At 64.9% G+C, this 24580-nt stretch carries 24 protein-coding genes and 2 pseudogenes; 12 read left to right on the top strand and 14 right to left on the bottom strand.

The features are described from left to right. Positions 1-39: 39 nt before the first annotated feature. Complete coding sequence (locus J4P02_RS17955; protein WP_426192624.1) at positions 40-714, bottom strand: PA2778 family cysteine peptidase; 675 nt, start codon at positions 712-714, stop codon at positions 40-42. Positions 715-940: 226 nt separating this feature from the next. Between J4P02_RS17955 and J4P02_RS17960 the strand changes: the two genes are divergently transcribed. Continuing rightward, positions 941-1099, top strand: a complete 159-nt coding sequence (locus J4P02_RS17960) for a hypothetical protein (RefSeq protein ID WP_426192626.1) — start codon at positions 941-943, stop codon at positions 1097-1099. Between the two features lie 74 nt (positions 1100-1173). Here the strand turns inward: J4P02_RS17960 and J4P02_RS17965 are convergent, their stop codons facing one another. Together J4P02_RS17965 and J4P02_RS17970 are read right to left on the bottom strand one after the other, a co-directional pair. Next, positions 1174-1929 carry a TerC family protein gene (locus J4P02_RS17965; RefSeq protein WP_426192628.1) on the bottom strand — a complete coding sequence of 252 codons (756 nt, stop codon included), beginning with the start codon at positions 1927-1929 and terminating at the stop codon, positions 1174-1176. Positions 1930-1960: 31 nt separating this feature from the next. Further along, positions 1961-2209 (bottom strand): hypothetical protein, encoded by a 249-nt coding sequence (locus J4P02_RS17970; RefSeq protein ID WP_426192630.1) that lies wholly within the window; start codon positions 2207-2209, stop codon positions 1961-1963. A 134-nt stretch (positions 2210-2343) separates the two neighbouring features. Between J4P02_RS17970 and nhaR the strand changes: the two genes are divergently transcribed. After that, positions 2344-3249 carry a transcriptional activator NhaR gene (gene nhaR, locus J4P02_RS17975; RefSeq protein WP_426192632.1) on the top strand — a complete coding sequence of 302 codons (906 nt, stop codon included), beginning with the start codon at positions 2344-2346 and terminating at the stop codon, positions 3247-3249. On the opposite strand, the gene J4P02_RS17980 is transcribed toward nhaR, so the two are convergent. Continuing rightward, positions 3250-4407 carry an MFS transporter gene (locus J4P02_RS17980; protein WP_426192634.1) on the bottom strand — a complete coding sequence of 386 codons (1158 nt, stop codon included), beginning with the start codon at positions 4405-4407 and terminating at the stop codon, positions 3250-3252. A 330-nt stretch (positions 4408-4737) separates the two neighbouring features. Here J4P02_RS17980 and sstT point away from each other — a divergent pair, with 330 nt between their 5' ends. Beyond that, a complete protein-coding gene (gene sstT / locus J4P02_RS17985) occupies positions 4738-5970 on the top strand; it encodes a serine/threonine transporter SstT (protein WP_426192636.1) in 1233 nt (410 codons plus the stop codon). 65 nt (positions 5971-6035) lie between these two features. On the opposite strand, the gene J4P02_RS17990 is transcribed toward sstT, so the two are convergent. Further along, positions 6036-6545 carry a DUF1993 domain-containing protein gene (locus tag J4P02_RS17990; protein WP_426192638.1) on the bottom strand — a complete coding sequence of 170 codons (510 nt, stop codon included), beginning with the start codon at positions 6543-6545 and terminating at the stop codon, positions 6036-6038. A 71-nt stretch (positions 6546-6616) separates the two neighbouring features. Then, positions 6617-7639: an AraC family transcriptional regulator ligand-binding domain-containing protein gene (locus J4P02_RS17995; protein WP_426192640.1), complete on the bottom strand. Its 1023-nt coding sequence runs from the start codon at positions 7637-7639 to the stop codon at positions 6617-6619. A 178-nt stretch (positions 7640-7817) separates the two neighbouring features. On the opposite strand from J4P02_RS17995, the gene J4P02_RS18000 reads away from it, so the two are divergent. Both J4P02_RS18000 and J4P02_RS18005 read left to right on the top strand, forming a co-directional pair. Next, complete coding sequence (locus J4P02_RS18000) at positions 7818-10331, top strand: flavin-containing monooxygenase (protein ID WP_426192642.1); 2514 nt, start codon at positions 7818-7820, stop codon at positions 10329-10331. Between the two features lie 182 nt (positions 10332-10513). Then, positions 10514-11167: a YceH family protein gene (locus J4P02_RS18005; protein WP_426192644.1), complete on the top strand. Its 654-nt coding sequence runs from the start codon at positions 10514-10516 to the stop codon at positions 11165-11167. Between the two features lie 49 nt (positions 11168-11216). Here the strand turns inward: J4P02_RS18005 and J4P02_RS18010 are convergent, their stop codons facing one another. Then, entirely contained in the window at positions 11217-12035 is an 819-nt protein-coding gene (locus J4P02_RS18010) for a shikimate 5-dehydrogenase (protein WP_426192646.1), read from the bottom strand. Between the two features lie 255 nt (positions 12036-12290). On the opposite strand from J4P02_RS18010, the gene J4P02_RS18015 reads away from it, so the two are divergent. The 3 genes from J4P02_RS18015 (at position 12291) to yegQ (ending at position 14517) form a co-directional block, all read left to right on the top strand. Next, entirely contained in the window at positions 12291-12644 is a 354-nt protein-coding gene (locus tag J4P02_RS18015; RefSeq protein ID WP_426192648.1) for a hypothetical protein, read from the top strand. A gap of 243 nt (positions 12645-12887) precedes the next feature. Then, positions 12888-13082: a hypothetical protein gene (locus J4P02_RS18020; protein ID WP_426192650.1), complete on the top strand. Its 195-nt coding sequence runs from the start codon at positions 12888-12890 to the stop codon at positions 13080-13082. 109 nt (positions 13083-13191) lie between these two features. Further along, the gene (yegQ, locus tag J4P02_RS18025; protein ID WP_426192652.1) at positions 13192-14517 is read left to right on the top strand and encodes a tRNA 5-hydroxyuridine modification protein YegQ; all 1326 of its coding nucleotides are present in this window, start codon (positions 13192-13194) and stop codon (positions 14515-14517) included. 30 nt (positions 14518-14547) lie between these two features. Here yegQ and J4P02_RS18030 read toward each other — a convergent pair whose 3' ends face one another. From J4P02_RS18030 to J4P02_RS18040, 3 genes and pseudogenes are all read right to left on the bottom strand, one after another. After that, on the bottom strand, positions 14548-15369 hold the full coding sequence (locus J4P02_RS18030; RefSeq protein ID WP_426192882.1) for a methyl-accepting chemotaxis protein: 822 nt from the start codon (positions 15367-15369) through the stop codon (positions 14548-14550). A gap of 36 nt (positions 15370-15405) precedes the next feature. After that, positions 15406-16227: pseudogene (locus J4P02_RS18035) on the bottom strand (cache domain-containing protein); the annotation flags it as partial. Positions 16228-16314: 87 nt separating this feature from the next. Then, positions 16315-17631 carry a Na+/H+ antiporter family protein gene (locus J4P02_RS18040; protein ID WP_426192884.1) on the bottom strand — a complete coding sequence of 439 codons (1317 nt, stop codon included), beginning with the start codon at positions 17629-17631 and terminating at the stop codon, positions 16315-16317. A gap of 1451 nt (positions 17632-19082) precedes the next feature. Between J4P02_RS18040 and J4P02_RS18045 the strand changes: the two are divergent. Both J4P02_RS18045 and J4P02_RS18050 read left to right on the top strand, forming a co-directional pair. Continuing rightward, a pseudogene (locus J4P02_RS18045) lies at positions 19083-19229 on the top strand (HAMP domain-containing protein); the annotation flags it as partial. Positions 19230-19331: 102 nt separating this feature from the next. Next, positions 19332-20087: a methyl-accepting chemotaxis protein gene (locus J4P02_RS18050; RefSeq protein ID WP_426192886.1), complete on the top strand. Its 756-nt coding sequence runs from the start codon at positions 19332-19334 to the stop codon at positions 20085-20087. A gap of 93 nt (positions 20088-20180) precedes the next feature. Here the strand turns inward: J4P02_RS18050 and J4P02_RS18055 are convergent, their stop codons facing one another. The 4 genes from J4P02_RS18055 to J4P02_RS18070 are packed head-to-tail and all read right to left on the bottom strand — an operon-like array spanning position 20181 to position 22781. Further along, a complete protein-coding gene (locus J4P02_RS18055; protein ID WP_426192654.1) occupies positions 20181-21494 on the bottom strand; it encodes an ATP-binding protein in 1314 nt (437 codons plus the stop codon). After that, a complete protein-coding gene (locus J4P02_RS18060; RefSeq protein WP_426192656.1) occupies positions 21491-22159 on the bottom strand; it encodes a response regulator transcription factor in 669 nt (222 codons plus the stop codon). The genes J4P02_RS18055 and J4P02_RS18060 overlap by 4 nt, the downstream gene beginning before the upstream one ends. Beyond that, entirely contained in the window at positions 22159-22473 is a 315-nt protein-coding gene (locus J4P02_RS18065; RefSeq protein WP_426192658.1) for a PepSY domain-containing protein, read from the bottom strand. The genes J4P02_RS18060 and J4P02_RS18065 overlap by 1 nt, the downstream gene beginning before the upstream one ends. Beyond that, positions 22473-22781 carry a PepSY domain-containing protein gene (locus tag J4P02_RS18070; RefSeq protein WP_426192660.1) on the bottom strand — a complete coding sequence of 103 codons (309 nt, stop codon included), beginning with the start codon at positions 22779-22781 and terminating at the stop codon, positions 22473-22475. The genes J4P02_RS18065 and J4P02_RS18070 overlap by 1 nt, the downstream gene beginning before the upstream one ends. Positions 22782-22940: 159 nt before the next feature. On the opposite strand from J4P02_RS18070, the gene J4P02_RS18075 reads away from it, so the two are divergent. After that, the gene (locus J4P02_RS18075) at positions 22941-24020 is read left to right on the top strand and encodes a patatin-like phospholipase family protein (protein ID WP_426192662.1); all 1080 of its coding nucleotides are present in this window, start codon (positions 22941-22943) and stop codon (positions 24018-24020) included. 130 nt (positions 24021-24150) lie between these two features. Beyond that, on the top strand, positions 24151-24507 hold the full coding sequence (gene queD / locus J4P02_RS18080; RefSeq protein WP_092312716.1) for a 6-carboxytetrahydropterin synthase QueD: 357 nt from the start codon (positions 24151-24153) through the stop codon (positions 24505-24507). Positions 24508-24580: the final 73 nt, after the last annotated feature.

Below are 24580 nucleotides of genomic sequence, written 5' to 3' on the forward strand. Positions count from 1 at the left end.
AACGGCGCCACTTGGCGCCGTTGTTCTATCCAGCAGAAATCAATGCCCCTCGAGTGCCTTGCGCGCCTGGGCCGCCGCCTGCTCCTGCCCAGCCTGGGCCAGTTCATTGGCGGCTTTCAGCCAGCGCTGGTGATCGACCTTGGCCGGCAACTGATTGGGCGCCTGGATCAGCACCGCAAAATTGCCAGCATTGGTCCAGGACGATTCGAACTCGCTGAAGCTCATCAACTGCCGACGGCTCTTCGCCCCCCGCAACAGCACCGTCCGCTTGTCCCGGTTGTAACCGGCCAGCACCGCATAGCGCGGCTCGGCCCAGAAGGCCGAACCCTCGGTAAAGCGCACCAGCACCGGATACCCCGCCGCCACCTGGGCCAACAAGGCCGGCAGATGATCGTCCAGCGGATACACCAGCATCCCGTACTCCCGCGCCAGCTTCTGCATGTTCTGCTGCAGTTGCGCCTCGGCGCCCGGCAGATGCAGGGGCTTGTCCAGCAGCCCCGGGGTGATGGTTATGCCCTGCTGCGACAGCATGCTGGCCAGGGCACCAGGGCCACTCTGATACAGCTCCCCGCGAAAGAACGGCACGCTGTTGAGCTCCACCCGCTCCGGCAGTCGCTGGATCTCGGGTTGCACATTGCCGGCGCAACCGACCAGACCCAGGACACAGGTAGCAGCCAGCAACACCACGCGAAATCGAGGAAAAACCCGCTCCATCATCACTCTCTATATTCAGACGCCGGGCCGACCCCGCCCTGGCTGAGGGCCCTGATCATAGGGTGCCTTGGAGCGACGGTATAGCGTCAGATAACAGTAAATGGAAATCCATAGAGCGAAGTGTTCGAAGACTCTCGACTATTGGTCAATAGCCTGCAACACAGCGCCGACTAGACTGTCCCTTGGCAAGAGTGTGTGCCCGGACCTGGGCACAAAGGAGGCACAAATGAGCCTGACAACGACGATCCTGATGCTGATCCTGGGCTGGCTGGCGGTTGCCGCCGCGATGCTCTGGGGCGTACTGCGCATCACCCGCCGCCACCATCCTCAGCCCCAGCCACGCAGCGCGGAAAAATCCGCCCGCCGCCACGCCACCGCGCACTGACCAGCCTTTCCCCCGAAAAGCAAACGGCCGCCTGACTCCCGAGAGTACAGACGGCCGTTGTTCCTGCCAGCGAATCAGCCCTGGTGCTGGGCCGCCAACCGCTTCTGCTTGGCCCGGCGGGACAGCATGTTCAAGCTTTCAATGGCCGCCGAGAAGGCCATCGCCGCATACACATACCCCTTGGGCACATGAGCACCGAAACCTTCGGCGATCAGGGTCATGCCGATCATGATCAAGAAGCCCAGGGCCAACATCACCACAGTCGGGTTGTCGTTGATGAACTTGGCCAGCGGTTCGGCGGCCAGCAGCATCACCAGCACCGACACCACCACGGCAATGATCATGATCGGCAAGTGCTCGGTCATGCCCACCGCGGTAATGATGCTGTCGATGGAAAACACCATGTCCAGCAACAGGATCTGGCCGATCGCCGCGGCAAAACCAATGGCCACGCCCGGGGTCTCGGTCTTGGTTTCCTCAGGCTCCGGCACCATGCTGTGGTGAATCTCGGTGGTGGCTTTCCACACCAGGAACAGGCCACCGGCAATCAGGATCATGTCCTTCCAGGAGAAGCTCTGGCCCATCACCTCAATCACCGGCTCGGTGAGCTGGACAATGAAGGCGATGGTGCTGAGCAACGCCAGGCGCAAGAACAGCGCCATGCCGATACCAATGCGCCGCGCCTTGGCCCGATGCTTTTCCGGCAGCTTGTTGGTGAGGATGGAGATAAAGATCAGGTTATCGATGCCAAGCACGATCTCCATCACCACCAGGGTGGCCAGGGCGACCCAGGCAGTAGGGCTGGCAGCGAGCTGTAAAAGGTAATCCATGGGTCAATCCCGACTCGGTTGTAATGAAAGATCAGATTTCCTGGGACGACTCAGGCTTCTTGGCCTCGTCGTCCCGCGGTTTTTCCTTGCCGGTGACGCTCTGCGTGGCATCGCTCAACGCCTGCTCCGCCGCCTTGTGGGTGTCGTCGATGGCCTGCTTGGCGCTCTCGGCCGCTTTATCCAGCACCTGCTGGGCACTTTTTTCCGCCTGCTCGCAACCGCCCAGAGCCAGCATAGACAGGGCCAGCATCGATGCCGCGCCCAAGGTTTTGAATGACATGCCGTATTCCTCGATAGAACGCACGGGGCCCAGTAGCGCCGCGTCGATAGCGAGGCATTCTAAGGAGGTCGATACTTCAGGAAAATTCGTATTTTTTTGGCTTATAATTCGCTTTTCACGAATGATTGGTCGCCATGCTCAACTACCGCCAACTGCACTACTTCTGGGTCGTGGCCAAGACGGGCAGCATCGTCCGCGCCTGCGAGCAGCTCAACCTCACCCCACAAACCATCAGTGGGCAGATCAGCCTGCTGGAGCAGACCTACGGCATCGAGCTGTTCCATCGGGTCGGCCGCCAGCTCGAACTCAGCGAAGCCGGGCGCCAGGCCCTGCCCTATGCCGAGCAGATGTTCCAGCTTGGCGGCGAACTGGAAGCCATGTTCCGCGCCCGCCCCGACGAACAGCAGATCCAGTTCCGCGTCGGCGTGGCCGATGTGGTGCCCAAGTCCATCGTCTACCGCCTGATCGCCCCGACCATGGAACTCAGCGAACCGATCCGCCTCACTTGCCGCGAAGACAAACTGGAACGCCTGCTCGCCGACCTGGCCATCCAGCGCCTGGACCTGGTGATCTCCGACAGCCCCATGCCTTCGCACCTGGACATCAAGGGTTACAGCCAAAAGCTCGGGGAATGCGGCATCAGCTTTTTCGCCACCGAGGAACTGGCACGCCGGCACGGCGCCGACTTCCCCCGCGGCCTGCACGGCGCACCGCTACTGATTCCCGGACAGGAAACCGTGGTTCGCAGCCGCCTGCTGCGCTGGTTTGCCGAGCAACAGCTGCAACCGCGGATCATCGGCGAGTTCGACGACAGCGCCCTGATGCAGGCCTTCGGCCAGTCGGGCAGCGGCATCTTTATTGCCCCCAGCGTGATCGCCGACGAAGTCCGCCAGCAGTACGGCGTGCAGTTGATTGGCCAGACCGACGCCGTGGCCGAATCCTTCTATGCCATTTCGGTGGAGCGTAAGGTCAAGCACCCCGGCATCCTGGCCATCACCGAAGGCGCACGCCGGGAACTGTTCACACCGCTGGCGCACTGATCAGGAAGCGCAGGCCTGTGGCGCCTTGAGCCTCATCAGCAACAGGGCCAGGGCGATGGACAGCAGGATAAAGACCGACGCCGCGAACCCGAGGCTGCCCAGGCCCAGGGTATCGATCACCCGCCCACCCACCAGCGCTCCCAGGCCGATGCCCAGGTTGGCCCCGGCGATATTCAGCGACGCGGCGAACGCCGGCGCCTGCGGTGCCGCCTTGATCAGGCGCACATGGCTGACCAGGAACATCGCCGCCTGGGTCACGCCCCAGACGCCCATGGCCGCGGCCAGCCCCAGGGTCGAATGAATGCTCGGCACCAGTGCAACCATGCCGCCGATCATCAAGCCACAGAACACCATGGAAGCGATCAACGGATGGCGGTCCACCGCCCGACCACCCAGGGAATTGCCGATCAGCCCCACCGCGCCGAAGCCCATCAGGCACCAGCCCACCAGGGTGCCGTCGAAGCCGGCCAAGCGTTCAAGAATATCCGCCAGGTAGGTGTAGGCAGTGAACATGCCGCAAAACACCAGGATCGACAGCAGCACATGCCCCTGCATCAGCGGGCTGCGCAGGATGCGAAACTGCGAACGCAAGCTCGCCTGCTGGTTTTTCGAGGCGGTCCTGGGCAAATACACCCACAGCAGCAAGGCCTTGGCAAAAGCCACCACCGCCAGAATGCCAAAGGCACTGCGCCAGCCCCAGGCATCGGCGATCAGGGTACCCACGGGAATGCCGAACACCGTGGCACAAACGATGCCGAAACCTATCTTGGCAATCGCCCGCCCGGCGTAGTCCGGCCCGACTATATCCACCGCGGTCTCGCTGGCCAGGGCCCAGAACACCGGCAACCCCAGGGCCGGCGCCAGCCGCGCCAGGGACATCACCCAGATATTCGGCGCCAGTGCTGCCAGGGTATTGGCCAGGCCGAACATCACCAGCACCCAGATAAACAGCTGCTTGCGCGGAAAACGCGCGCAATAGGCCGTCAGGAAAGGCCCGAACGCGGCGACGGTGAAGGCGAACAGGGTTACCAGCAAACCCGCCTGGGACACGCTGACCTGCAAGTCGCGGGCGATCGACGGCAACAGGCCGACGATGATGAATTCCGTGGTCAGCACGGTAAAACCCGCGGCCGACAACAGCAGGATGGGCAACAACATGGAAAGCTCCGCAAACAACGACAGCAGCGACAGCCCGAAGGGCCCGCTGACTGGATGGGAAAAGAGGATGGCGGATCTTAACAGAGTGAGCCTGGCTCAGGGCAAACACCGCCTGATGGCGATCGGCAGCGAGTGGCAGATCGTCACATCGACACAGCGAGCCAGGCCTGCTGTGATAAAGTCCGCCCCTGCCAAAAACGGACCCTGGCCCAAGCGCTACACCAGCGCCCGTTGCTTTCCCGGCCATGCCTGCCGCGGCTTGCGCCGGGACCGCTATACGGCCAGGAGCGCCTGTCACGCACTGCACATTAAAAAAACAGAGATACCGCTATGAGCGCCGCACCTCCTTCCTTTTTCCACGCCCTCAAACGCCTGAGCCTGGTGACCCAGATCGTCATCGGCCTGATTGCCGGCATCGCCCTGGCACTGCTGGCGCCCGAGGTGGCGAAATCCACCACCTTTATCGGCAAGGTCTTCGTCTCGGCACTCAAGGCCGTGGCACCGATCCTGGTGTTCGTACTGGTAATGGCCTCGATCGCCAACCACAAGCACGGCCAGGAAACCCATATCCGGCCGATCCTGGTGCTCTACCTGCTGGGCACCTTCGCCGCGGCCGCGGTGGCGGTGATCGCCAGCAGCCTGTTTCCCTCGTCCCTGGTCCTGGCCACCCATGATGTGGCCGTCAGCGCCCCCGGCGGCATCGGCGAAGTGCTGCAGAGCCTGCTGCTGAGCGTGGTGGACAACCCGGTCAGCGCCCTGATGAACGCCAATTTCATCGGCATCCTGGCCTGGGCCATCGGCATGGGCGTAGCCATCCGCCATGCTGGCGAAACCACCCGCACCGTGCTCGACGACCTGTCCAACGGGGTCACCGTCATCGTCCGCGTGGTGATCCGCTTCGCTCCCCTGGGGATCTTCGGCCTAGTGGCCTCGACCCTGGCCACCTCCGGCTTCGACGCCCTGTTCGGCTACCTGCACCTGCTGGCGGTGCTGATCGGCTGCATGCTGTTCGTGGCCCTGGTGATGAACCCGCTGATCGTGTTCTGGAAGATCCGCCGCAACCCCTTCCCGCTGGTCCTGACCTGCCTGCGGGAAAGCGGCATCACCGCCTTCTTCACCCGCAGCTCGGCGGCCAACATCCCGGTCAACCTGGAACTGAGCAAGCGCTTGGGCCTGCATGAAGACACCTACTCGGTGTCCATCCCCCTGGGCGCCACCATCAATATGGCCGGCGCGGCCATCACCATCACCGTGCTGACCCTGGCCGCCGTGCACACCCTGGGCATCGCCGTCGACCTGCCCACCGCCGTGCTGCTCAGCGTGGTGGCGGCCATCTGTGCCTGCGGCGCGTCCGGGGTGGCCGGCGGCTCGCTGCTGCTGATCCCCCTGGCCTGCAGCCTGTTCGGCATTCCCAGCGAGATCGCCATGCAGGTGGTGGCCGTGGGCTTTATCATCGGCGTGCTGCAGGACTCGGCGGAAACCGCGCTGAACTCCTCCACCGACGTGCTGTTCACCGCAGCGGCCTGCATGGCCCAGGAAGGCAAGGCGCAAGCCGCCGCCTGATTCGCGGTCATTAAAAAGCCCGGCCAGGGTCAACCTGGCCGGGCTTTTTTTCAGGCTCGGAAAGCTTAGAACGCGCCCATGTAGTCGCGCTTGCCCACTTCCACACCGTTGTGCCGCAGGATCGCGTAGGTGGTGGTGACGTGGAAGAAGAACTGCGGCAGGCCATAGGTCAGCAGGTAGGACTGGCCACTGAAGCGCTTCTCTTTCGGGGTGCCCGGACGGGTGACGATCTCGATGCCTTCCTTGCCATCGATCTGTGCCGGCTGGATACCGTCGACAAACGCCAGGACCTTGGCGATCAGCGCCTGCAGGTCGGCGAAGCTGGTTTCAGTGTCGTCGTACTTGGGCAGTTCGACCTCGGCCAGGCGTGCCGATACGCCCTTGGCGAAGTCCACGGCGATCTGCACCTGGCGCACCAGCGGGAACATGTCCGGGTACAGGCGCGCCTGCAGCAGCGCATTGGGCTCGATATTCTTCGCCGTGGCATGGGCTTCGGCCTTGTGCAGCACATCGCTCAAGGCATTGAGCATTTGCTTGAAGACAGGAACGGAGGCGGCGTACAGGGAAATGGTCATGACAGTCTCGACAGGCAGGAGGGGAAAACAGCGAACCGCGATTATAGCCACAGCGGCCCGCTTCGGGGCCCTTATCCCGGCGGCCCTTGGCGATAGTGGCTGGGGGCGACGCCGAACCAGCGCTTGAAGCTCTGGGAAAAACTCGACAGGTCGCTGAAGCCCAGGCGTTCGGCAATCTGCGTCAGGCTCAGCCCGGGATTGCCCAGCATCGCCAGGGCCCGGGCGCTGCGCTGGCGGGCCAGCAGCTGGCGATAACTGCTGCCCTCCTCCTGCAACCGCCGCTTCAAGGTGCGCGCACTGGTGTGCAGCAAGCGCGCCATGCCCGGCAAGTCCGGCGGCGCATCGGCGGGCCCTGCGTCCAGGTGCTGCAACACCAGGGCCGCCATGCCCAGATGGGCCTGGCGCCGCTCCAGCAACTGCTGGCACAGCTGTTCGCACATGGCCACCGTCAGCGGGTTGGCCTGGGGCAAGGCGCGAGCCAGGAAGTGCCGGGCAAAGGCCAGGCTGTGGCCATTCGCCCGATACACCGGCGCCAAGCCGAGAATCCCCTGGGTGGCCACAGCCTCCCGGGGTGCGGCGCCACTGCGAGTGAAACCCGCCAGGGAAAAATCCTCGCCGACAATCTCTTGCATCAACACCGCGGCGACGGCCATATCCCGTTGCAGCAGAAATTCTCGCACCCGGGCATCCGCCACCTGGGGCGGATCAAAGGTCAGCACCCCCAGCTCGACCTCCAGCCGATAGCCGATACCGGCGAAGGCATAGGTCAGCGGCAGAAAGCGCAGGGCCAGCCCCAGGGCATCTGCCGCGGTGGCACTGCTGATCAGGCCATAGCCGAACAGCCCGTAGCTGGAAAAGCGATAACGCGCGCCGATCACATAACCCAGGCCCGGGGGATGCCCCAACAGTTGCAGCAGGTTGCTCGCCAGTTGCAGCTCCTGGTCCGCCGCCAGCAGGCTGTCGGGGTTCTGCAACTGCGCCAGGGACAAGCCGCTGCCGGCCAGCAGGCGCGCCGTGGACAAGCCCCGCTCACGGCCAAAGTTCAGCAATAGCAGGGCACTGGCGGGCCCGCGAGTGAATGACTGGACGCTCATGGACGGGTTCATCAAGCAGCTGATTTGGCCCAAATACTAAAGCACTTGTCCCGTTGCAGCATGGGCTCCACCACAGATTGTTCGCATGCTTCACTGAACGGGGCTGCAACCCAGCACACAAGGAAGTGGCCCCGGGTGCTTCAACCCCGCGCCGCACAACAATAACAACGAGGTCGTCATGCCCGAATTCACCGCAACGGAAAACCTGCAATCCAGTTCCACCGCGCCCATGGAGGCAATCATCATCGGCAGCGGCTTTGGCGGCCTGGGCATGGCCATCGCCTTGCGCAAGGCCCATGTCAGCCGCTTGCTGATCCTGGAAAAAGCCCAGGACGTCGGCGGCGTCTGGCGCGACAACCGCTACCCCGGCGCCGCCTGCGACGTGCCTTCCCATCTGTATTCGTTCTCCTTCGAGCCCAATCCCTACTGGTCCCGAGCATTCGCCCCCCAGGCGGAAATCCATGCCTACTTGCAGCACTGCGCCCGCGCCTACGACCTGCTGCGGCATATCCGCTTCGGCACTGAAGTGCGCCATGCCGTCTTCGATGAAACCCACGGCCTCTGGCGCGTGACCTGCAACGACGGCCAGGAACATGTCGCCCGCCTGCTGATCAGCGCCACCGGCCAGCTGAGCCGCCCGGCCCTGCCGGACCTGCCCGGCATGCACGACTTTAAGGGGCGGGTGTTCCACTCGGCCACCTGGGACCACGACTATCCCCTGGCCAATAAACGGGTGGCGGTGATCGGCACCGGCGCCTCGGCCATCCAGTTCGTTCCGGAAATCGCCGACCAGGTGGCCCAGCTCAAGGTCTTCCAGCGCTCGCCGGCCTACATCATGCCCAAGGCCGATCGCCCCTACAGCGCCAGGGAACAGCAGCGTTTCCTCCAGCATCCGTGGCGGATGAAGCTGTTGCGCGCCGCCCACTACCTGCATTTCGAATCCCGCGCCCTGGGCTTCACCCGCCTCAAGGGGCTGACCAAATGGGTGGTCGGCAAACCCTTCCGCACACTGCTGGAAAGCTCCGTGGCCGACCCCGAGCTGCGCCGGCAAATGACCCCCGACTACCCCATCGGCTGCAAGCGCATCCTGCTCTCCAACGACTACCTCAAGACCTTCGCCAAGCCCCATGTCGAGCTGCTGACCCAGGGCATCCGGCGCATCACCGCGCAGGGCATCGAAACCCTCGACGGCCGCCAGCATGAGCTCGATGCCATCATCTACGGCACCGGTTTCGCCGCCACCGAGTTCCTCGCGCCCATGCGCATCAGCGGCCGTAACGGGGTGGAGCTCAATCAGCTCTGGCAACAGGGCGCCGCGGCCTTCCAGGGCCTGAGCGTGCCCGGCTTTCCGAATTTCTTCATGCTCTACGGGCCCAACACCAACCTGGGCCACAACTCGATCATCCATATGCTCGAAAGCCAGTTCGCCCACATCATCAAGGCCCGCCGGGCACTGCTGGACAGCGGCGCACGCACCCTGGAAGTGGACGCCAACCTGCATCAGCGCTTTCAGCGGGGCATCCAGCGGCGCCTGGCCACCTCGGTATGGAGCGGTTGCAAGAGCTGGTATGTCGACAGCCAGGGCCACAACAGCACCAACTGGCCGGGCTTTACCTGGACCTACCGGCTGCTGACTCGCTACGCCGCGCTGCCGGCCTATCGCTTCGCCAGCCCCCTGGCGGATGCGCCCTCGCCCGCCGCCGGGCAACAGGTGGCAGCCCCCCGGGACTGGCTGGAGCGCGCTAATGCGGCCTTTCTGCGGCTGTTCCTGCGCCTGAGCTTCCGCGCCCTGATCGGCCCGCCACGCAGCCTGCCCACCCAGCGCCAACTGGTCGCCGGCCTGTCCTGGCTGATGCCCGGGTGTGGCGGCGTGCAACGTCGGCGCAGCCTGCTGGGCCAACTGCCCGTGGAAATCATCGAGCCCCGCCAGAGCACTTCGGACGCGGTGATCCTCTACCTGCACGGCGGCGCCTTCTGCCTGGGCAGCCCCCACAGCCACGCCAGCATCACCCGCCGCCTGGCCCGGGACAGCGGCTGCACGGTCTGGGTGCCGGACTACCGCCTGGCGCCGGAACACCCTTACCCCGCCGCCCTGGACGACTGCCTGGCCTGCTACGAGGCGATCCGCGCCCAGGGCTGCCCGGCGCAGCGTGTGCTGATCGCCGGCGACTCCGCCGGTGGCGCCCTGGTGCTGGAGCTGGCCCTGGCCCTCAAGGCCCTCGGTGCCGAGCCCGCCGCCGGGTTGATGCTGTTGTCGCCGGTAACTGATCCCGAACTGAACGGTGCCAGCCTGCAGACACGGCGCAACGCCGATCCGATGATCCGCCGCGACTGGCTGCAACAGGCCTTCGCCGCCTACGCCCCGCCCGCCTCGGCCCACCGCCCGCTGCACGCCGATCTGCGTGGGCTGCCGCCAATGCTGATCCAGGTCGGCGATCAGGAGCTGCTGCTGTCCGACGCCTGCCGCCTGGCCGAGCGCGCCAGGCAATGCGCCGTGCCCTGTCGGTTGGAAATCCATGCCGAGCGCTGGCATGTGTTCCAGCTCCAGGCTTTCTACCTGCGCTCGGCGCGCACCGCCCTGGCCGACCTGGCGCGGTTTGCCCGGCAATGCCTGGAAAGCGCCGCCCACTCCAAGCCCAGTGTCGAGCCGCAAGCGGCCGAACCGGCGCCCAGCGAGCCGGTGGCCGGTTGAACAGCCGGCGCGCCGCGGCCGATCGGCGGCGCGCCCAATCAAGTTCCGATGGCCAGAAGCGCCTTCTACAGGTAAAACAGAGCCCCTCGAAGCCGGCCGCCCCGGTCACGCTACGCCTGAAGCTGCGTGACTAGGGCCGTTGCCCGGCTTCCTCTCCATCAGTGACCAAGGGACCAGCACTTATGAACAGCGACGACGCGAACGCCAGCGCAGCACTGCAACTGAGCAGCACCGACATCCGCATCCTGGGTTCGTTGATCGAAAAGCAGGCCACCAGCCCGGAAACCTATCCCCTGACCCTCAATGCGCTGGTGATCGCCTGTAACCAGAAAACCAGCCGCGAGCCAGTGATGAACCTGACCCAAGGCCAGGTTGGGCAAAGCCTGCGCGCCCTCGAGGCCCAGGGTTTCACCCGGCTGGTGATGGGCAGCCGCGCCGATCGCTGGGAGCAGCGCCTGGACAAGGCCCTGGAACTGGTGCCGGCGCAATTGATTCTCTGCGGCCTGATGTTCCTGCGGGGCCCGCAGACCATCAACGAGCTGCTGACCCGCAGCGGCCGCATGCATGATTTCGAAGACAGCGAACAGGTGCTGCACCAGCTCGAACGCCTGATCGCCCGGGGCCTGGCCCTGCACCTGCCACGCCAGGCCGGCCAGCGCGAAGACCGCTACACCCACGCCCTGGGCGACCCGGCGGATATCGAAGCGATACTCGCCGCCCGCGGCAACCCAGCGGAGCGCAGCAGCAGCGGCGGCGCTGTTTCGGTGGAGCGCATCGAAGAACTGGAAGCACGGATCGCCGCCCTGGAAGAGCGCCTGGCCCGCCTCGAAGGCTAAGGGAAACGCAACCTCTGTAGCCGCCCGCAGCGGCTACAGCACTGGCCGTTCAGCCCCGGGCGAAGGCCACGGCCTGCTGGAACTGCTCGGCGCTGGGACGCACCCCGGTGTAGAGCACGAATTGCTCCAGGGCCTGCAAGGCAATCACCTCAAGGCCAGTGATCACCTGTTTGCCCTCGGCCCGGGCGCGCAGTATCAGGGGCGTCTCGGCCGGCACCGCCACCACATCGAATACCCGCTCTGCCGCCGCAATCGCCTCGACGCAGAACGCCAGTTGCTCGGCTTCCGGCCCGCCGCTCATGCCAATGGGCGTGACGTTGATCAGCATCTGCGGGCGCCACTCCCCCAGCTCCGCCTGCCACCCATAACCCAGGGAATCGGCCAGGGCGCTTCCGGCCCGTTGATTGCGCGCCACTATCACGCCCCGGGCATACCCGCCGTCGCGCAAGGCGCTGGCCACCGCCTTGGCCATGCCGCCGCTGCCACGCAGGGCGAAGCTCGTATCACGCGGTACCCGGTGCTCGGCCAGCAACTGTGCCACCGCCATGTAGTCGGTGTTGTAGGCCTTCAGGTGGCCGTTGGTGTTGACGATGGTGTTGATCGAATCGATGGCCCGGGCCGAAGCGTCCAACTCATCCACCAGGGCGATGCACGCCTCCTTGAACGGCATCGACACCCCGCAACCGCGAATCCCCAGGGCCCGTATGCCCTGCACCGCACCGGGCAGGTCCTGGCTGCTGAAGGCCTTGTAGTAAAAATTCAGCCCCAGTTGCTCATACAGGTGGTTGTGAAAGCGCAGGCCGAAATTCCCCGGACGCCCAGACAGCGACATGCACAGCTGGGTGTCTTTATTGGGGTTCATTTGCATGTGGTGTTCCTCGCTGGGGACTTTCGGATAGACGGGATTGGTCAGCCGTAGCGCTGTGCCTGATCATATCGACGCTTGTTCGCGGGCCTCTGCCCACCGCCCAGGGATGACGGTAAAGAAGCCGGTACAGACCTTACACAATATTTACTCAACGACTGTGCAGATTTCACCCATTGTGCTGTCTCAGTAGTATCCCCGCGTCAGTTCTTGAGTCTGGTGCAGACCATAAACGCAGGGTTGAACCGAGGAAGAATCATGATCTCCAAAATCCCCAAGATTGCCTTGCTTGTTGGTGCTCTGGCGGTGGCCGGCCAGGCGTCGGCCCATGGCGGCGGCTGGGTCGGCCCTGCGGCCCTGGGCGCGGTTGTCGGTGCGGCCGTAGTGGGTTCGGTGGTCGCCAACCAGGAGCGCCCGGTCTACGTGCAGCAGGCACCGGTGTATGTGCAGCCGCAGCCGGTGTATGCCGCGCCGCCGCCTCCGGTCTACTACCAGCCGGCGCCGGTCTATGTGCAGCAACCTATCTACTACCGCCCGGCGCCGGTGTACTACGGCCCGCCCCGTGGCTACTACGGCCACCCGCATTACTACTACGGCCCCGGCCGCTGGTAACCGACAGCAACCCCACAGGCCCCGCCCCACCAGCGGGGCCTGTTGCATTCTGCCATCACCCGACTATCTGAATAATTCTGCGCGATGTCGCTGCTGGAACAGTATTTGCGTTCAAATTCGCCAATAGTGTGCCGGTCTCACCAGCGCTCCGGGCGACATGGGACGGTCACCTTTGTGTCATTCAAGGACTGCAAGATCGATCCAGTCCGCGCGCCACAGGCCCATTACAACAAGGACGAAGCCATGCCCACACAAAACCCGCACCGTGTCGCCGGCCGCTGCACCTCCAGCCGGGTGTACGACGCCCTCACCGAACTCAAGCACCTGGAAGGCCACCGCAGCGCCAAGTTCCTCTCGCTGCTGGCGGAAAACCTGGTGCGCAAGGGCCTGCTCAACGAGCATGAAGTACTGCACATGCTCGACCAGGTGGTGGACTGAACGCCCCGGACACCGGCCACTGGGGCTTTGTGCAACAGACATAGATCCAGATCAATGAATCTTGTGCGGCACTGCCCTACCCTCGCGACCTTTTGCGATCGACAGGCCCATGACCCTCCTCGCCAAACCCGAACTCCTGGCCCCCGCCGGCACCCTGAAGAACATGCGCTACGCCTTCGCCTACGGCGCCGACGCGGTGTATGCCGGCCAGCCGCGCTACAGCCTGCGGGTGCGCAACAACGAATTCGACCACGCCAACCTGGCGCTCGGCATCCGCGAGGCCCAGGCCCAGGGCAAGCGCTTCTATGTGGTGGTCAACATCGCCCCGCACAACGCCAAGCTCAAGACCTTCCTCAAGGACCTGGCGCCGGTGATCGAGATGGCCCCGGACGCGCTGATCATGTCCGACCCGGGCTTGATCATGCTGGTGCGCAAGCACTTCCCGCAGATGCCGATCCATCTTTCGGTGCAGGCCAACACGGTGAACTGGGCCAGCGTCGAGTTCTGGCAGCAGCAAGGCGTGTGCCGGGTGATCCTGTCCCGCGAACTGTCCCTGGAAGAGATCGAGGAAATCCGCCAGCAAGTGCCGGCCATGGAGCTGGAGGTCTTTGTCCACGGCGCCCTGTGCATGGCCTATTCCGGGCGCTGCCTGCTCTCGGGCTACATGAACAAGCGCGACGCCAACCAGGGCACCTGCACCAATGCCTGCCGCTGGAAGTACAAGGCCGAGGCAGCCACCGAGAACAACCTCGGGGAGATCGTCCAGAGCTTCGAACCGGAGCCGACCCTGGGCCTGGGCGCGCCGACCAACCAGGTGTTCCTGCTGCAGGAAGCCAACCGCCCGGACGAGCTGATGCCGGCCTTCGAGGACGAGCACGGCACCTACATCATGAACGCCAAGGACCTGCGCGCGGTGCAGCACGTGGAGCGCCTGACCCGCATGGGCGTGCATTCGCTGAAGATCGAGGGCCGTACAAAATCCCACTTCTACTGCGCCCGCACCACCCAGGTGTATCGCCGGGCCATCGATGATGCCGCCGCCGGGCGCGAGTTCGACCGCAGCCTGATGAGCGACCTGGAGTCCCTGGCCCAGCGCGGCTACACCGAGGGTTTCCTGCGCCGCCACGTGCACGATGAATATCAGAACTACCAGAACGGCAGCTCGGTGTCGGAGCGCCAGCAGTTCGTTGGCGAACTCACCGGCGAGCGGCGCGACCGCCTGGCCGAGGTCAAGGTGAAGAACCGCTTTGCCCTGGGCGATCACATGGAGTTGATGACCCCCAAGGGCAACTTCCAGTTCGACCTGCAGCAGCTGCACAACGCCCAGGGCCAGAACATCGAAGTCGCCCCGGGGGATGGCCACACCGTGTACCTGCCGATCCCCGACCAGGTGGACCTGCGCTTCGGCCTGCTGATGCGCGATATCAGCGCCTGAGGCCGCGGCTCGCCGCGGCCGGGACATGCATCAGATCCGGAACTGTCCCACTAGACGACCCAGGCGCTGGCCCAGGTCCGCCAGGCTGCGGGAAGTCTGGGCGCCGCGCTGGGTTTCGTCGGCCACACTGTCCACCGCCACGGCGATCTGGTGCACGCTGCGGTTGATCTCCTCGGCCACGGCCGTCTGCTCCTCGGCGGCGCTGGCAATCTGCGCGTTCATCGAATTGATGGTGCCAATCAGCTGGGCCATGGTGTCCAGCGACGCCCCGGCCTGATTGGCCTGGCTCGAGGTGCCGTCGCCGGCATCGCTGGAGCGGCGCATGGCGTCCACCGCCACCCGGGTGCCCTGCTGCAGGCGATCGATCATGCCCTGGATTTCCTGGGTGCTCTGCTGGGTCCGACTGGCCAGGGCCCGCACCTCATCGGCGACCACGGCAAAACCGCGCCCGGCCTCACCGGCCCGGGCCGCCTCGATGGCGGCGTTGAGGGCCAAGAGGTTGGTCTGCTCGGCGATGGAACGAATCACATCCAGCACGCTGACGATCGACGCCACGTCCTGCTGCAGGCTGTCCAGTGAAGTGCCGCTGTTGCGAATGTCGCCCACCAGCGCATGGATCTGCTGGATGCTGCCATCCACCACCCGCTTGGCCGCCTGGCCTTCCTCATCGGTCTGCTGCGCCGCCACCGCTGCGCCCTGGGCGCTGCGGGCCACTTCCTGGGCCGCCGAAGACATTTCGTTGATCGCAGTGGCCACCTGATCGGTCTCGTGGCGCTGGCGCTCCATGGCCTGCTCCGAACGATGGGCCTGGTCGGACACCTGGGTCACCAACTCAGTGAGCTGCCCAGTCATCTCGGTGATCTGCCGCACCAGGCCATGGATCTTGTCGACGAAGCGGTTGAAGGAGGCGGCCAGGTCCCCCAGCTCGTCCTGGCTGGTAATCGCCAGGCGCCGGGTCAGGTCGCCTTCGCCGGCGGCAATATCGTCGAGGTTGGCCTTCATCAGGTTCAGCGGCCGCAGCATGGCGTTGGCCACCAGCATGCCCAGGGCGGCGATCACCACCAGCAGCACCGCGGCGATCCCGAGAATGCTCAGCACCATGCCTTCCATGCGCTGGTTGACGCTGGCCTCCACCGCCGCCACCTGGGCGTCGATGCCGTCGAGATTGACCGAGGTGCCCAGCACCATGTCCCACTTGGGCAGGTATTCGGTGTAGCCGAGCTTGGGTACCAGCACATCGCTGCCCGGCTGGGTCGAGCTGTACTGCACGTAGTGGCTGCCGTCCTTGCCCACCCGCACCAGCTCGCGGTTGACGTACACGCCATTGGGGTCGCGGTTGTCCTTGAAGCTCTTGCCCACGCCATCCGCGCTGTTGCCCTTGAACAGGCGCACGGTCTCGGAGTCGTAGCCGAAGAAGTAGCCGTCTTTGCCGTAAGTGATGTTCGACAGCAGCTTGACCACCTCGGCCCGGGCCGCTTGATCCCCGGACGCGGCAGCGTCGTACAGCGGCTTGACGGTGCTCAGGGCCACCTCGACATAGCTCTGCAGCGTGGCCTTGGCCTCGCCCATCAGGCGCTGGCGGGTTTCCTCGACTTCCTTCTGCGCCTGCTGGCGCAGCATGAACACCGTACTCAGGCTGATCACCAGAGCAAACAGCAGTACCGGGAGTACCGCCAGGGACAAAACTTTGGCCTTCAGGCTCAAGCGCATAGTGGGCTCACTCGTGTTTTTTATTGGCGTGATAACCGCGTTAACGGCACGCCAATACAAAAGTTGAGCCCCGCCCTGCCCGGGCTATCAAAGCACCATGGCAGCCACCCAGCCAAAGGCCAGCAGCGGCAGGTTGTAATGCAGGAAGGTGGGCACCACGGTGTCCCAGATATGGTGATGCTGGCCGTCGACGTTCAAGCCCGAGGTCGGCCCCAGGGTCGAGTCCGAGGCTGGCGAACCGGCATCGCCCAAGGCCCCGGCTGTGCCGACGATGCAGACGATGGCCAGCGGGCTGAAGCCCAGTTGCACGCACAAAGGCACGAAGATCGCCGCGAGGATCGGCACCGTGGAAAACGACGAACCGATGCCCATGGTCACCAGCAGGCCCACCAGCAGCATCAGCAGCGCACCCACGCCCTTGCTGTGGCCGATCCAGGCGGCCGAAGCCTCCACCAGGCTCTTCACCTCGCCAGTGGCCTTCATCACTTCGGCAAAACCCGAGGCAGCGATCATGATGAAGCCAATCATCGCCATCATCTTCATGCCTTCGGTGAACAGCTCGTCGGTCTCGCGCCAGCGCACGATGCCCGACAGCGAGAAGATCAGAAAGCCGCACAGGGCGCCGATAATCATCGAGTCCAGCAGCAGCTGGATCACGAACGCGGCAATGATCGCAGCCGCCGCTACCAGCAAGGTCCGCGGGTTGTACTGCACCGCCACCTGCTCGACCTTCTCGATCCGCTCCAGGTCATAGACACGCTTCTTGCGATAACTGACAAAAGCCAGCAGCAAGCCACAGAGCATGCCCAGTGCCGGGATGCCCATGGCATGGGTGACGTTGATCTGACTGACGTCAACGCCGCTGCGGGCGACGTTGGCCAGCAAGATCTCATTGAGGAAGATATTGCCGAAGCCCACCGGCAGGAACATGTAAGGCGTGATCAGGCCGAAGGTGATCACGCAGGCGATCAGCCGGCGATCCAGCTGCAGCTTGGTCAGCACATACAGCAACGGCGGCACCAGCAGCGGAATAAAGGCAATGTGGATCGGCAGGATATTCTGCGAAGCGATCGCCACCACCCACAGCAGGCCCATCAGCAGCCATTTGACCTGGCCGCCGCCGTTGGCGTCCTGGCGGTCCACCAGCAGCAGGATCCTGTCCGCCAGGGCATGGGCCAGGCCGGATTTGGCAATCGCCACGGCAAAGGCGCCGAGCAACGCATAAGACAAGGCCACCGTGGCGCCGCCGCCCAAGCCACTATTGAAGGCCTTGAGCGTGGCCTCGATCCCCAGGCCGCCGGTCAACCCGCCCACCAGCGCACCAATGATCAGGGCGATCACCACATGCACACGGGACAGGCTGAGCACCAGCATCACGCCAACCGCGGCAATTACTGCGTTAATCATCGTTACCTCATTACAGTGCCGGCAAAAACCGGGCAAAAGCCTGTGACCGACCGGAAGGCAGCGGGCTGCCGACATCGAATGGAAATTGGGTCTTATTAGAGGGCGCGCACTTTGCAGCAGCACGCCCGGCTTGTCAAAACCAACACCCCATCAACTCCCATCAACACCTGTAGGAGCGAGCTTGCTCGCGATGCTCTCTGAGACCGCCACCCCCTCCCAGAAAATCGAACGCGCGTTTAAAGATTACCGTTCGTCGGCCGCTACAGTGCAAAGTCTCAGATATTTATCGAATAAAGGACGCCTCCATGTCGCTCAGACAACTTTCCATCCAATGGAAGATCACCTTGCTGGCCGGGCTCTGCCTGTTGGCCATCGTGTCGCTGTTGGTGGGACTTTCGCTGTATCGCATGGAGCACAGCTCCGAATTGGTGAAAACCTCGAGCATGGAGATGCTCAATGAAGCCGCCCAGGCGCGGATCGAGGCCCAGGGCGAAGTCCAGGCCCTGGGCATTCGCCAGCAGTTCATGGACGCCTATCAATACGGCCACGGTTTCTCGCGCCAGGTGCTGTTCCTGCGCGAACAGGCCGAGAAACGCTTCCTCGACGCCTTCGACCTGCGTGAAGACCTGACCCGCCAGGTCAAGTCGGCGCTGCAGGCCAACCCCGACCTGCTGGGCCTGTCCCTGGTGTTCGAAGCCAACGCCCTGGATGGCAAGGACGAGCTGTTCAGCGGCCAGGCCGAGCTGGGCAGCAATGAAAAGGGCCGCTTCGCCCTGTACTGGTCGCAACCCACCCCGGGCAAGCTGACCTCCATGTCGCTGCCGGAAAGCGATATGAGCGACACCCGCAGCGGCCCCAGCGGCCAGCCGGCCAACGCCTGGTTCACCTGCCCGCGCAGCACCCTCAAGCCCTGCGTGATCGAACCCTACTTCTATGACATCGACGGCCAGCAAGTGCTGATGACCAGCATCGTCTTCCCGCTGCTGGTGAACGGCAAGGTGATCGCCTCACTGTCGGTGGACATCAACCTCAACAGCCTCCAGGCCGTCAGCCGCAATGCCAGCCAGAAGCTCTACGCCGGCCAGACCAGCGTCAGCATCCTCAGCCCGGTGGGCCTGCTGGCCGGCTACAGCCCGGATGCCGGCAAGCTCAGCCAGCGCCTGGACAGCGTCGACAGCCTCAACGGCGCCGAACTGATCCGCAAGTTGGCCAACGGCAGCCAGACCCAGAGCCTGCACGACAACAACCGGCTCAAGGTGCTGGCGCCCTTCACCCCGATTCCCGGCGGCAACAACTGGGGCGTGCTGCTCGACGTTCCGGAAAAGGTCCTGGTGGGCCCGGCCGAAGCCTTGAAAAGCGAGCTGGACGCCAGCAACAGCAGCGGCACCCTGATCGAGCTGAGCCTGGGCCTGCTGGCCGCGGTGGTCGGCCTGCTGCTGGTGTGGCTGATGGCCCGCAGCGTGACCCGGCCGATCCTCGGCGTGGCCCATATGCTCGAAGACATCGCCAGCGGCGAAGGCGACCTGACCCGGCGCCTGGCCTACGACAAGAAGGACGAGCTGGGGCAACTGGCCGGCTGGTTCAACCGTTTCCTCGACAAGCTGCAACCGATCATTGCCGAAGTGAAACGCTCGGTGCAGGACGCCCGCGGCACCGCCGACCAGTCCTCGGCCATCGCCAACCAGACCAGCGCCGGCATGGAGCAGCAGTATCGCCAGGTGGACCAGGTGGCCACCGCCTCCCATGAGATGAGCGCCACCGCCCAGGACGTGGCCCGCAGCGCCGCCCAGGCGGCCCAGGCCGCGCGCGATGCCGACCAGGCCACGCAACAGGGCCTGGGGGTGATCGATCGCACCACCCGCAGCATCGACCAACTGGCCGCCGACATGAGCACCGCGATGAATCAGGTCGAAGGCCTGGCGGCCAACAGCGAGCAGATCGGCTCGGTGCTGGAAGTGATCCGCTCGATCGCCGAGCAGACCAACCTCCTGGCCCTGAACGCCGCCATCGAAGCCGCCCGCGCCGGGGAAGCCGGGCGCGGCTTCGCCGTGGTGGCCGACGAGGTGCGCAACCTGGCCCAGCGCACCCAGGAATCGGTGGAAGAAACCCGCCAGGTGATCGAGCAACTGCAAAACGGCACTCGGGAAGTGGTCGGCTCCATGCACAGCAGCCATCAACATGCCCAGGGCAGCGTCGAACAGGTGGGCCAGGCGGTGACCGCCCTGCGCCAGATCGGCGACGCCGTGACGGTGATCAGCGACATGAACCTGCAGATCGCCAGCGCCGCCGAACAGCAGAGCGCGGTGGCCGAAGAGATCAACAGCAATGTGGCGACCATTCGCGATGTCACCGAATCGCTGTCGGAGCAGGCCAATGAATCGGCGCGGGTCAGCCAGTCCCTCAACAGCCTGGCCAACCAGCAGCAGAGCCTGATGGACCAGTTCCGCGTCTGAGCCGTGGCACAGCAAGCGCAGCCAAGCTGGTGGCGAGGGAGCTTGCTCCCGCGGGGCCCGAAAACGGCCCCCCCCGTCACCCCAGCAGCACACTCAGCGCCCGGGCAGCTCGATCTGCACCCGCAAGCCGCCCAGGTCGCTGTCCAGCAAACTCAAGCGCCCGCCCCAGGCCTCGACTATGTCGCGCACTATGCCCAGGCCCAGGCCGTGGCCATGGGTCTGCTCATCCAGCCTCGTGCCACGGCTGAACACCTGGTCGCGGCGCTCCGGGGGAATGCCCGGGCCATCGTCGTCCACCGCCAGCACAAAACCTTGGGCCCGCTCCTCGACGCTCAAGCGCACCTCGGCATCCGCCCATTTGCAGGCGTTGTCCAGCAGGTTGCCCAGCAGTTCCAGCAAGTCTTCCCGGTCCCAGGGCAGGCGCAGCCCGGGCACGGCCCGCGCGCTCAGGTGCAGATGCTCGCCATGGATCATGTTCAGGGTCGCCAGCAGCCCCGGCAGCTCGGCGTCGCAATCGAACAGCGCGCCCGGCAAGGCATCCCCCGCCAGCCGCGCACGATTGAGCTCGCGATTGAGCCGTTGCTGCACCTGCTCCAACTGTTCCTCAAGTATCCGCCGCACCTCGGGCAGGGCCTTAAGCCTCGGCCCGGAGGCCAGGCTCAGCAGCACCGCCAGCGGCGTCTTCAGCGCATGCCCGAGGTTACCCAGGGCGTTGCGCGAACGCTTGAGGCTGTCTTCGGTATGGGTCAGCAGATGGTTGATCTGTGCCACCAGGGGCTCCAGTTCCTGGGGCACCTGGGTGTCCAGCTGCGAGCGCTGGCCCTGCTGCAATTGGGCGATCTGCTCGCGAGCGGCTTCCAGCGGGCGCAAGGCGCGGCGCACGGTCAGGCGTTGCAGCAGCAGAATCAGCAACAACCCCGCCAGCCCCAGGCCCAGGCCGATCTGCCGCAGGCGCTGGAAACTCTCGCGCACCGGGCTGTAGTCCTGGGCCACGCTGATGGCGATCGACTGCCCCAGGCGCTTGTAGTCGCTGCGCAGCACCAGCAGTTGCTGGCCTTCCGGCCCCAGTTGCAGGCCGCTCTGCAGGCCGGCGCGCTCCAGTTGTGGCAGTTCCTGGTCCCACAGCGAACGGGAACGCCAGTGCACATCGGCAAAATCGATACGGAAGTAATGCCCGGAAAAGGGCCGCTGATAGGCCGGCGACAGCCGGCGTTCATCCAGTTGCAAACCCTGGGGCCCGCGTACCAGGGCCAGCAGCAGGTTCTCGCTGTCGTTGCGCAGGCCGGCCTCCAGGTAACGTTGCAGGCCCACTTCGAACAACCACAGGCTGGTTTGCGCCAGCACCAGGCCGACCACCACCAGCACCGTCACCAGGCCCAGGCTCAAACGCCGCTGGATCGACCTCACGCGCTCGCCCCGCCGAACAGGTAGCCCTGGCCGCGACGGGTTTCGATCACCTCACGCCCGAGCTTGCGCCGCAGATGGTTGACGTGGACTTCCAGCACATTGGAATCGCGTTCGGTCTCACCGTCATACAGGTGCTCGGCCAGGTGGCTTTTGGAGAGGATCTGCTGCGGGTGCAGCATGAAGTAGCGCAGCAAACGGAACTCGGCGGCGGTCAGTTGCACGTCCTGGCCATCGCGGAGCACGCACTGGCGGCTTTCGTCCAGCTGCAGCCCGGCGGCTTCCAGGGTCTGCTGGTTGGCCTGGCCATGGGCGCGGCGCAACAACGCCTGGACCCGCAAATGCAGCTCTTCTGGATGAAAGGGCTTGCTCAGGTAATCGTCGGCGCCGGCCTTCAGTCCCTCGATGCGCTCGGCCCAGGAACCCCGCGCGGTGAGCACCAGCACCGGGGTCGCCAGGCCACCGGCACGCCACTGGCGCAGCACCTCGAGGCCCGGCACGCCGGGCAGGCCCAGGTCGAGAATGATCAGGTCATAGGGTTCGCTGGCGCCCTGGTACAGGGCATCGCGGCCGTCGGCCAGCCAGTCCACGGCGTAACCCTGGCGCTTCAGGCCGTCGAGTAACTCGTCGGCCAGGGGTACATGATCTTCCACCACAAGCAGGCGCATCAGTCGTCTTCCTCGTCTTTCAACAGGCGCCCGGTGGCGGCGTCCAGGTCCAGTTCGCGAACCACGCCGTCCGGGGTCAACAGCTCGACCTCGTAAATATACACATCGTGTTTTTCCTCAAGCTCGGCCTCCAGCAGCTTGGCCCCCGGGTAGCGGTCCAGGGCCTGCTTGAGCAGTTGCTCCAGGGGCAGAATCACCCCCTGCTGGCGCAGGCGCAGGGCCTCGTCCTGGTCCAGATCGCGGGCATGGGCCAGGGAGCACAGCAGCAACAGCCCCAGGGCCGCGCGACGACCGATACGCGAAGTCGAGTTCATTAAGTGTCCTGATGATCCTTGAGTACCTGGCCGCTCACCGCGTCCAGTTCCAGGTCCCACTCCAGGCCCTCGGGGTCGCGCAACTCGACCTGGTAGATGTACTTGCCGTACTCCTGTTCCAGCTCGGTTTCGCTGATGCTCGCCCCAGGATGCCGGGACAGGGCCGTGGCATTGAGTTTTTCGAAGGACACAATGGTACCAGCGTCGCGCAACCGCAGGGCTTCGTCGGGGCCCAGGTCGCGGGCGTGGGCCAGGCTGGCGGTGAGGGTGACCAGGGCGGCACTCAACAGCAGGGTGAAGGTCTTCATGGCAGGTCTCCGGAATCAATGGCCAAAGGCCGATGGCGCCGACAATAACCAAGGCAACTTAATTGAAACTGAATGGCCACAGGGCCTGACAGAAGTTTCACTCGGCCCGCAGCCCGCGGGTTCTCTATACTGCCCGGCTGATTCGACAGTGAGCCCGGTATGACCGCCATCCATATCAAGTTTCCCGCCCTGACCCTCAAGGCCGGCCCTCGCGCCCTGGCGCGCATCCGCCGGCAAGGGCTGCAGGCCAGCGAAGTCGGCACCTTGCCCGGTGCTGCCGGCGGGCCCAAGGCGCTGGGCATCCAGGGCCTGGACCTGGCGCTGTTCGGCGAATGGCTGCCCGCCGCGCCCCGGGAACGCTCGCTGATCGGCGCCTCGGTGGGCTCCTGGCGCTTCGCCAGCGCCTGCCTGCCGGACGCAGCCGAAGGCATCCGTCGCCTGGGCCAGCTGTACAACGCCCAGAGCTTCGCCAAGGGCGTGAGCATGGCGCAGATCAGCCAGAGCTCGCAGCGCATGCTCGACGAGCTGCTGGATGGCCGCGATGCGTCGATCCTCGACAACCCCCATTACCGGCTGAACATCATGGTGGTCAAAAGCCACGGCCTGCTCGCCGACGATCATCGCGGGCGCCTGGGGCTGGGCCTGGGCTCGGTGATCGCCGACAACCTGCGGGGCCGCGCCCGGCTGTCCCGGCATTTCGAGCGCCTGGTGCTGCACGACCCGCGCCTGGCGCCGCCGCTGCAGGCCCTGGAAGACTTTCCCTCGCGCTTCGTGCCCCTGGATCGCGGCAACCTGCGCCAGGCCTTGCTGGCCTCGGGCTCGATCCCCATGGTGATGCAGGGCGTGCGCGAACTGCCCGGTGCCGGCACTGGCACCTTCCGCGATGGCGGCCTGCTGGACTACCACCTGGACCTGCCCTACAGCGGCAGCGATATCGTGCTCTACCCGCACTTCACCGACCGAGTGATCCCCGGCTGGTTCGACAAGACCCTGCCCTGGCGCCGGGCCAGCCCCGAGCGCCTGCGGGATGTCCTGCTGCTGGCGCCATCGCGGGAATACCTGGCGCGCCTGCCCTACGGCAAACTGCCGGACCGCAACGACTTCAAGCGCTTTATGGGCGACGACGCCAGCCGACAGAAATACTGGCGCAGCGCCATGGACGAAAGCCGGCGCCTGGGTGACGAGTTTCTCGAACTGGCGGCGCAGAACCGCCTGGGCGAACGCCTGCAAAGCCTCTAAGAGAAGGCCCAGGGCTGCGGACTGACCCTTTAGTCAGGGTTTTTCCGCAGGCCGCAGGCCAAGCTGATAAACTCGCCGCCTGCCTCGAACCGCACCTGGCGATTACCCTCTGACAGAGCTGACCGACACCGTGGAAATCTTCAAAGAATTTACCTTCGAATCCGCCCACCGCCTGCCCTTCGTGCCCGAAGGCCACAAGTGCGGCCGCCTGCATGGCCACTCTTTCAAGGTGGCGATCCACCTGAGTGGCGAAATCGATGCGCACACCGGCTGGATTCGCGATTTCTCGGAAATCAAGGCGATCTTCAAGCCGCTCTACGAGCGCCTGGACCACAACTACCTGAACGACATTCCCGGCCTGGAAAACCCCACCAGCGAAGTACTGGCCAAGTGGATCTGGAACGAGCTCAAGCCCCTGCTGCCGGAGCTGAGCGCGATCCGCATCCACGAAACCTGCACCAGCGGCTGCATCTACCGCGGCGAATAAACAGCCCTTGCGTGGCGAGGGAGCTTGCTCCCGCTGGGCCGCTCGCGGCCCCTCGCTGAATCACCTGATACCT

The organism is Pseudomonas sp. NFXW11, assembly GCF_049887815.1.
In the GTDB taxonomy this organism is placed as follows: Bacteria; Pseudomonadota; Gammaproteobacteria; order Pseudomonadales; family Pseudomonadaceae; genus Aquipseudomonas.

What these genes read in the sequence shown, in the direction of transcription:
- J4P02_RS17955 (WP_426192624.1), bottom strand. Translation starts at nt 714, where the DNA reads ATGGAGCGGGTTTTTCCTCGATTTCGCGTGGTGTTGCTGGCTGCTACC.
- J4P02_RS17960 (WP_426192626.1), top strand. Translation starts at nt 941, where the DNA reads ATGAGCCTGACAACGACGATCCTGATGCTGATCCTGGGCTGGCTGGCG.
- J4P02_RS17965 (WP_426192628.1), bottom strand. Translation starts at nt 1,929, where the DNA reads ATGGATTACCTTTTACAGCTCGCTGCCAGCCCTACTGCCTGGGTCGCC.
- J4P02_RS17970 (WP_426192630.1), bottom strand. Translation starts at nt 2,209, where the DNA reads ATGTCATTCAAAACCTTGGGCGCGGCATCGATGCTGGCCCTGTCTATG.
- nhaR (WP_426192632.1), top strand. Translation starts at nt 2,344, where the DNA reads ATGCTCAACTACCGCCAACTGCACTACTTCTGGGTCGTGGCCAAGACG.
- J4P02_RS17980 (WP_426192634.1), bottom strand. Translation starts at nt 4,407, where the DNA reads ATGTTGTTGCCCATCCTGCTGTTGTCGGCCGCGGGTTTTACCGTGCTG.
- sstT (WP_426192636.1), top strand. Translation starts at nt 4,738, where the DNA reads ATGAGCGCCGCACCTCCTTCCTTTTTCCACGCCCTCAAACGCCTGAGC.
- J4P02_RS17990 (WP_426192638.1), bottom strand. Translation starts at nt 6,545, where the DNA reads ATGACCATTTCCCTGTACGCCGCCTCCGTTCCTGTCTTCAAGCAAATG.
- J4P02_RS17995 (WP_426192640.1), bottom strand. Translation starts at nt 7,639, where the DNA reads ATGAGCGTCCAGTCATTCACTCGCGGGCCCGCCAGTGCCCTGCTATTG.
- J4P02_RS18000 (WP_426192642.1), top strand. Translation starts at nt 7,818, where the DNA reads ATGCCCGAATTCACCGCAACGGAAAACCTGCAATCCAGTTCCACCGCG.
- J4P02_RS18005 (WP_426192644.1), top strand. Translation starts at nt 10,514, where the DNA reads ATGAACAGCGACGACGCGAACGCCAGCGCAGCACTGCAACTGAGCAGC.
- J4P02_RS18010 (WP_426192646.1), bottom strand. Translation starts at nt 12,035, where the DNA reads ATGCAAATGAACCCCAATAAAGACACCCAGCTGTGCATGTCGCTGTCT.
- J4P02_RS18015 (WP_426192648.1), top strand. Translation starts at nt 12,291, where the DNA reads ATGATCTCCAAAATCCCCAAGATTGCCTTGCTTGTTGGTGCTCTGGCG.
- J4P02_RS18020 (WP_426192650.1), top strand. Translation starts at nt 12,888, where the DNA reads ATGCCCACACAAAACCCGCACCGTGTCGCCGGCCGCTGCACCTCCAGC.
- yegQ (WP_426192652.1), top strand. Translation starts at nt 13,192, where the DNA reads ATGACCCTCCTCGCCAAACCCGAACTCCTGGCCCCCGCCGGCACCCTG.
- J4P02_RS18030 (WP_426192882.1), bottom strand. Translation starts at nt 15,369, where the DNA reads ATGACTGGGCAGCTCACTGAGTTGGTGACCCAGGTGTCCGACCAGGCC.
- J4P02_RS18050 (WP_426192886.1), top strand. Translation starts at nt 19,332, where the DNA reads ATGGAGCAGCAGTATCGCCAGGTGGACCAGGTGGCCACCGCCTCCCAT.
- J4P02_RS18060 (WP_426192656.1), bottom strand. Translation starts at nt 22,159, where the DNA reads ATGCGCCTGCTTGTGGTGGAAGATCATGTACCCCTGGCCGACGAGTTA.
- J4P02_RS18065 (WP_426192658.1), bottom strand. Translation starts at nt 22,473, where the DNA reads ATGAACTCGACTTCGCGTATCGGTCGTCGCGCGGCCCTGGGGCTGTTG.
- J4P02_RS18070 (WP_426192660.1), bottom strand. Translation starts at nt 22,781, where the DNA reads ATGAAGACCTTCACCCTGCTGTTGAGTGCCGCCCTGGTCACCCTCACC.
- J4P02_RS18075 (WP_426192662.1), top strand. Translation starts at nt 22,941, where the DNA reads ATGACCGCCATCCATATCAAGTTTCCCGCCCTGACCCTCAAGGCCGGC.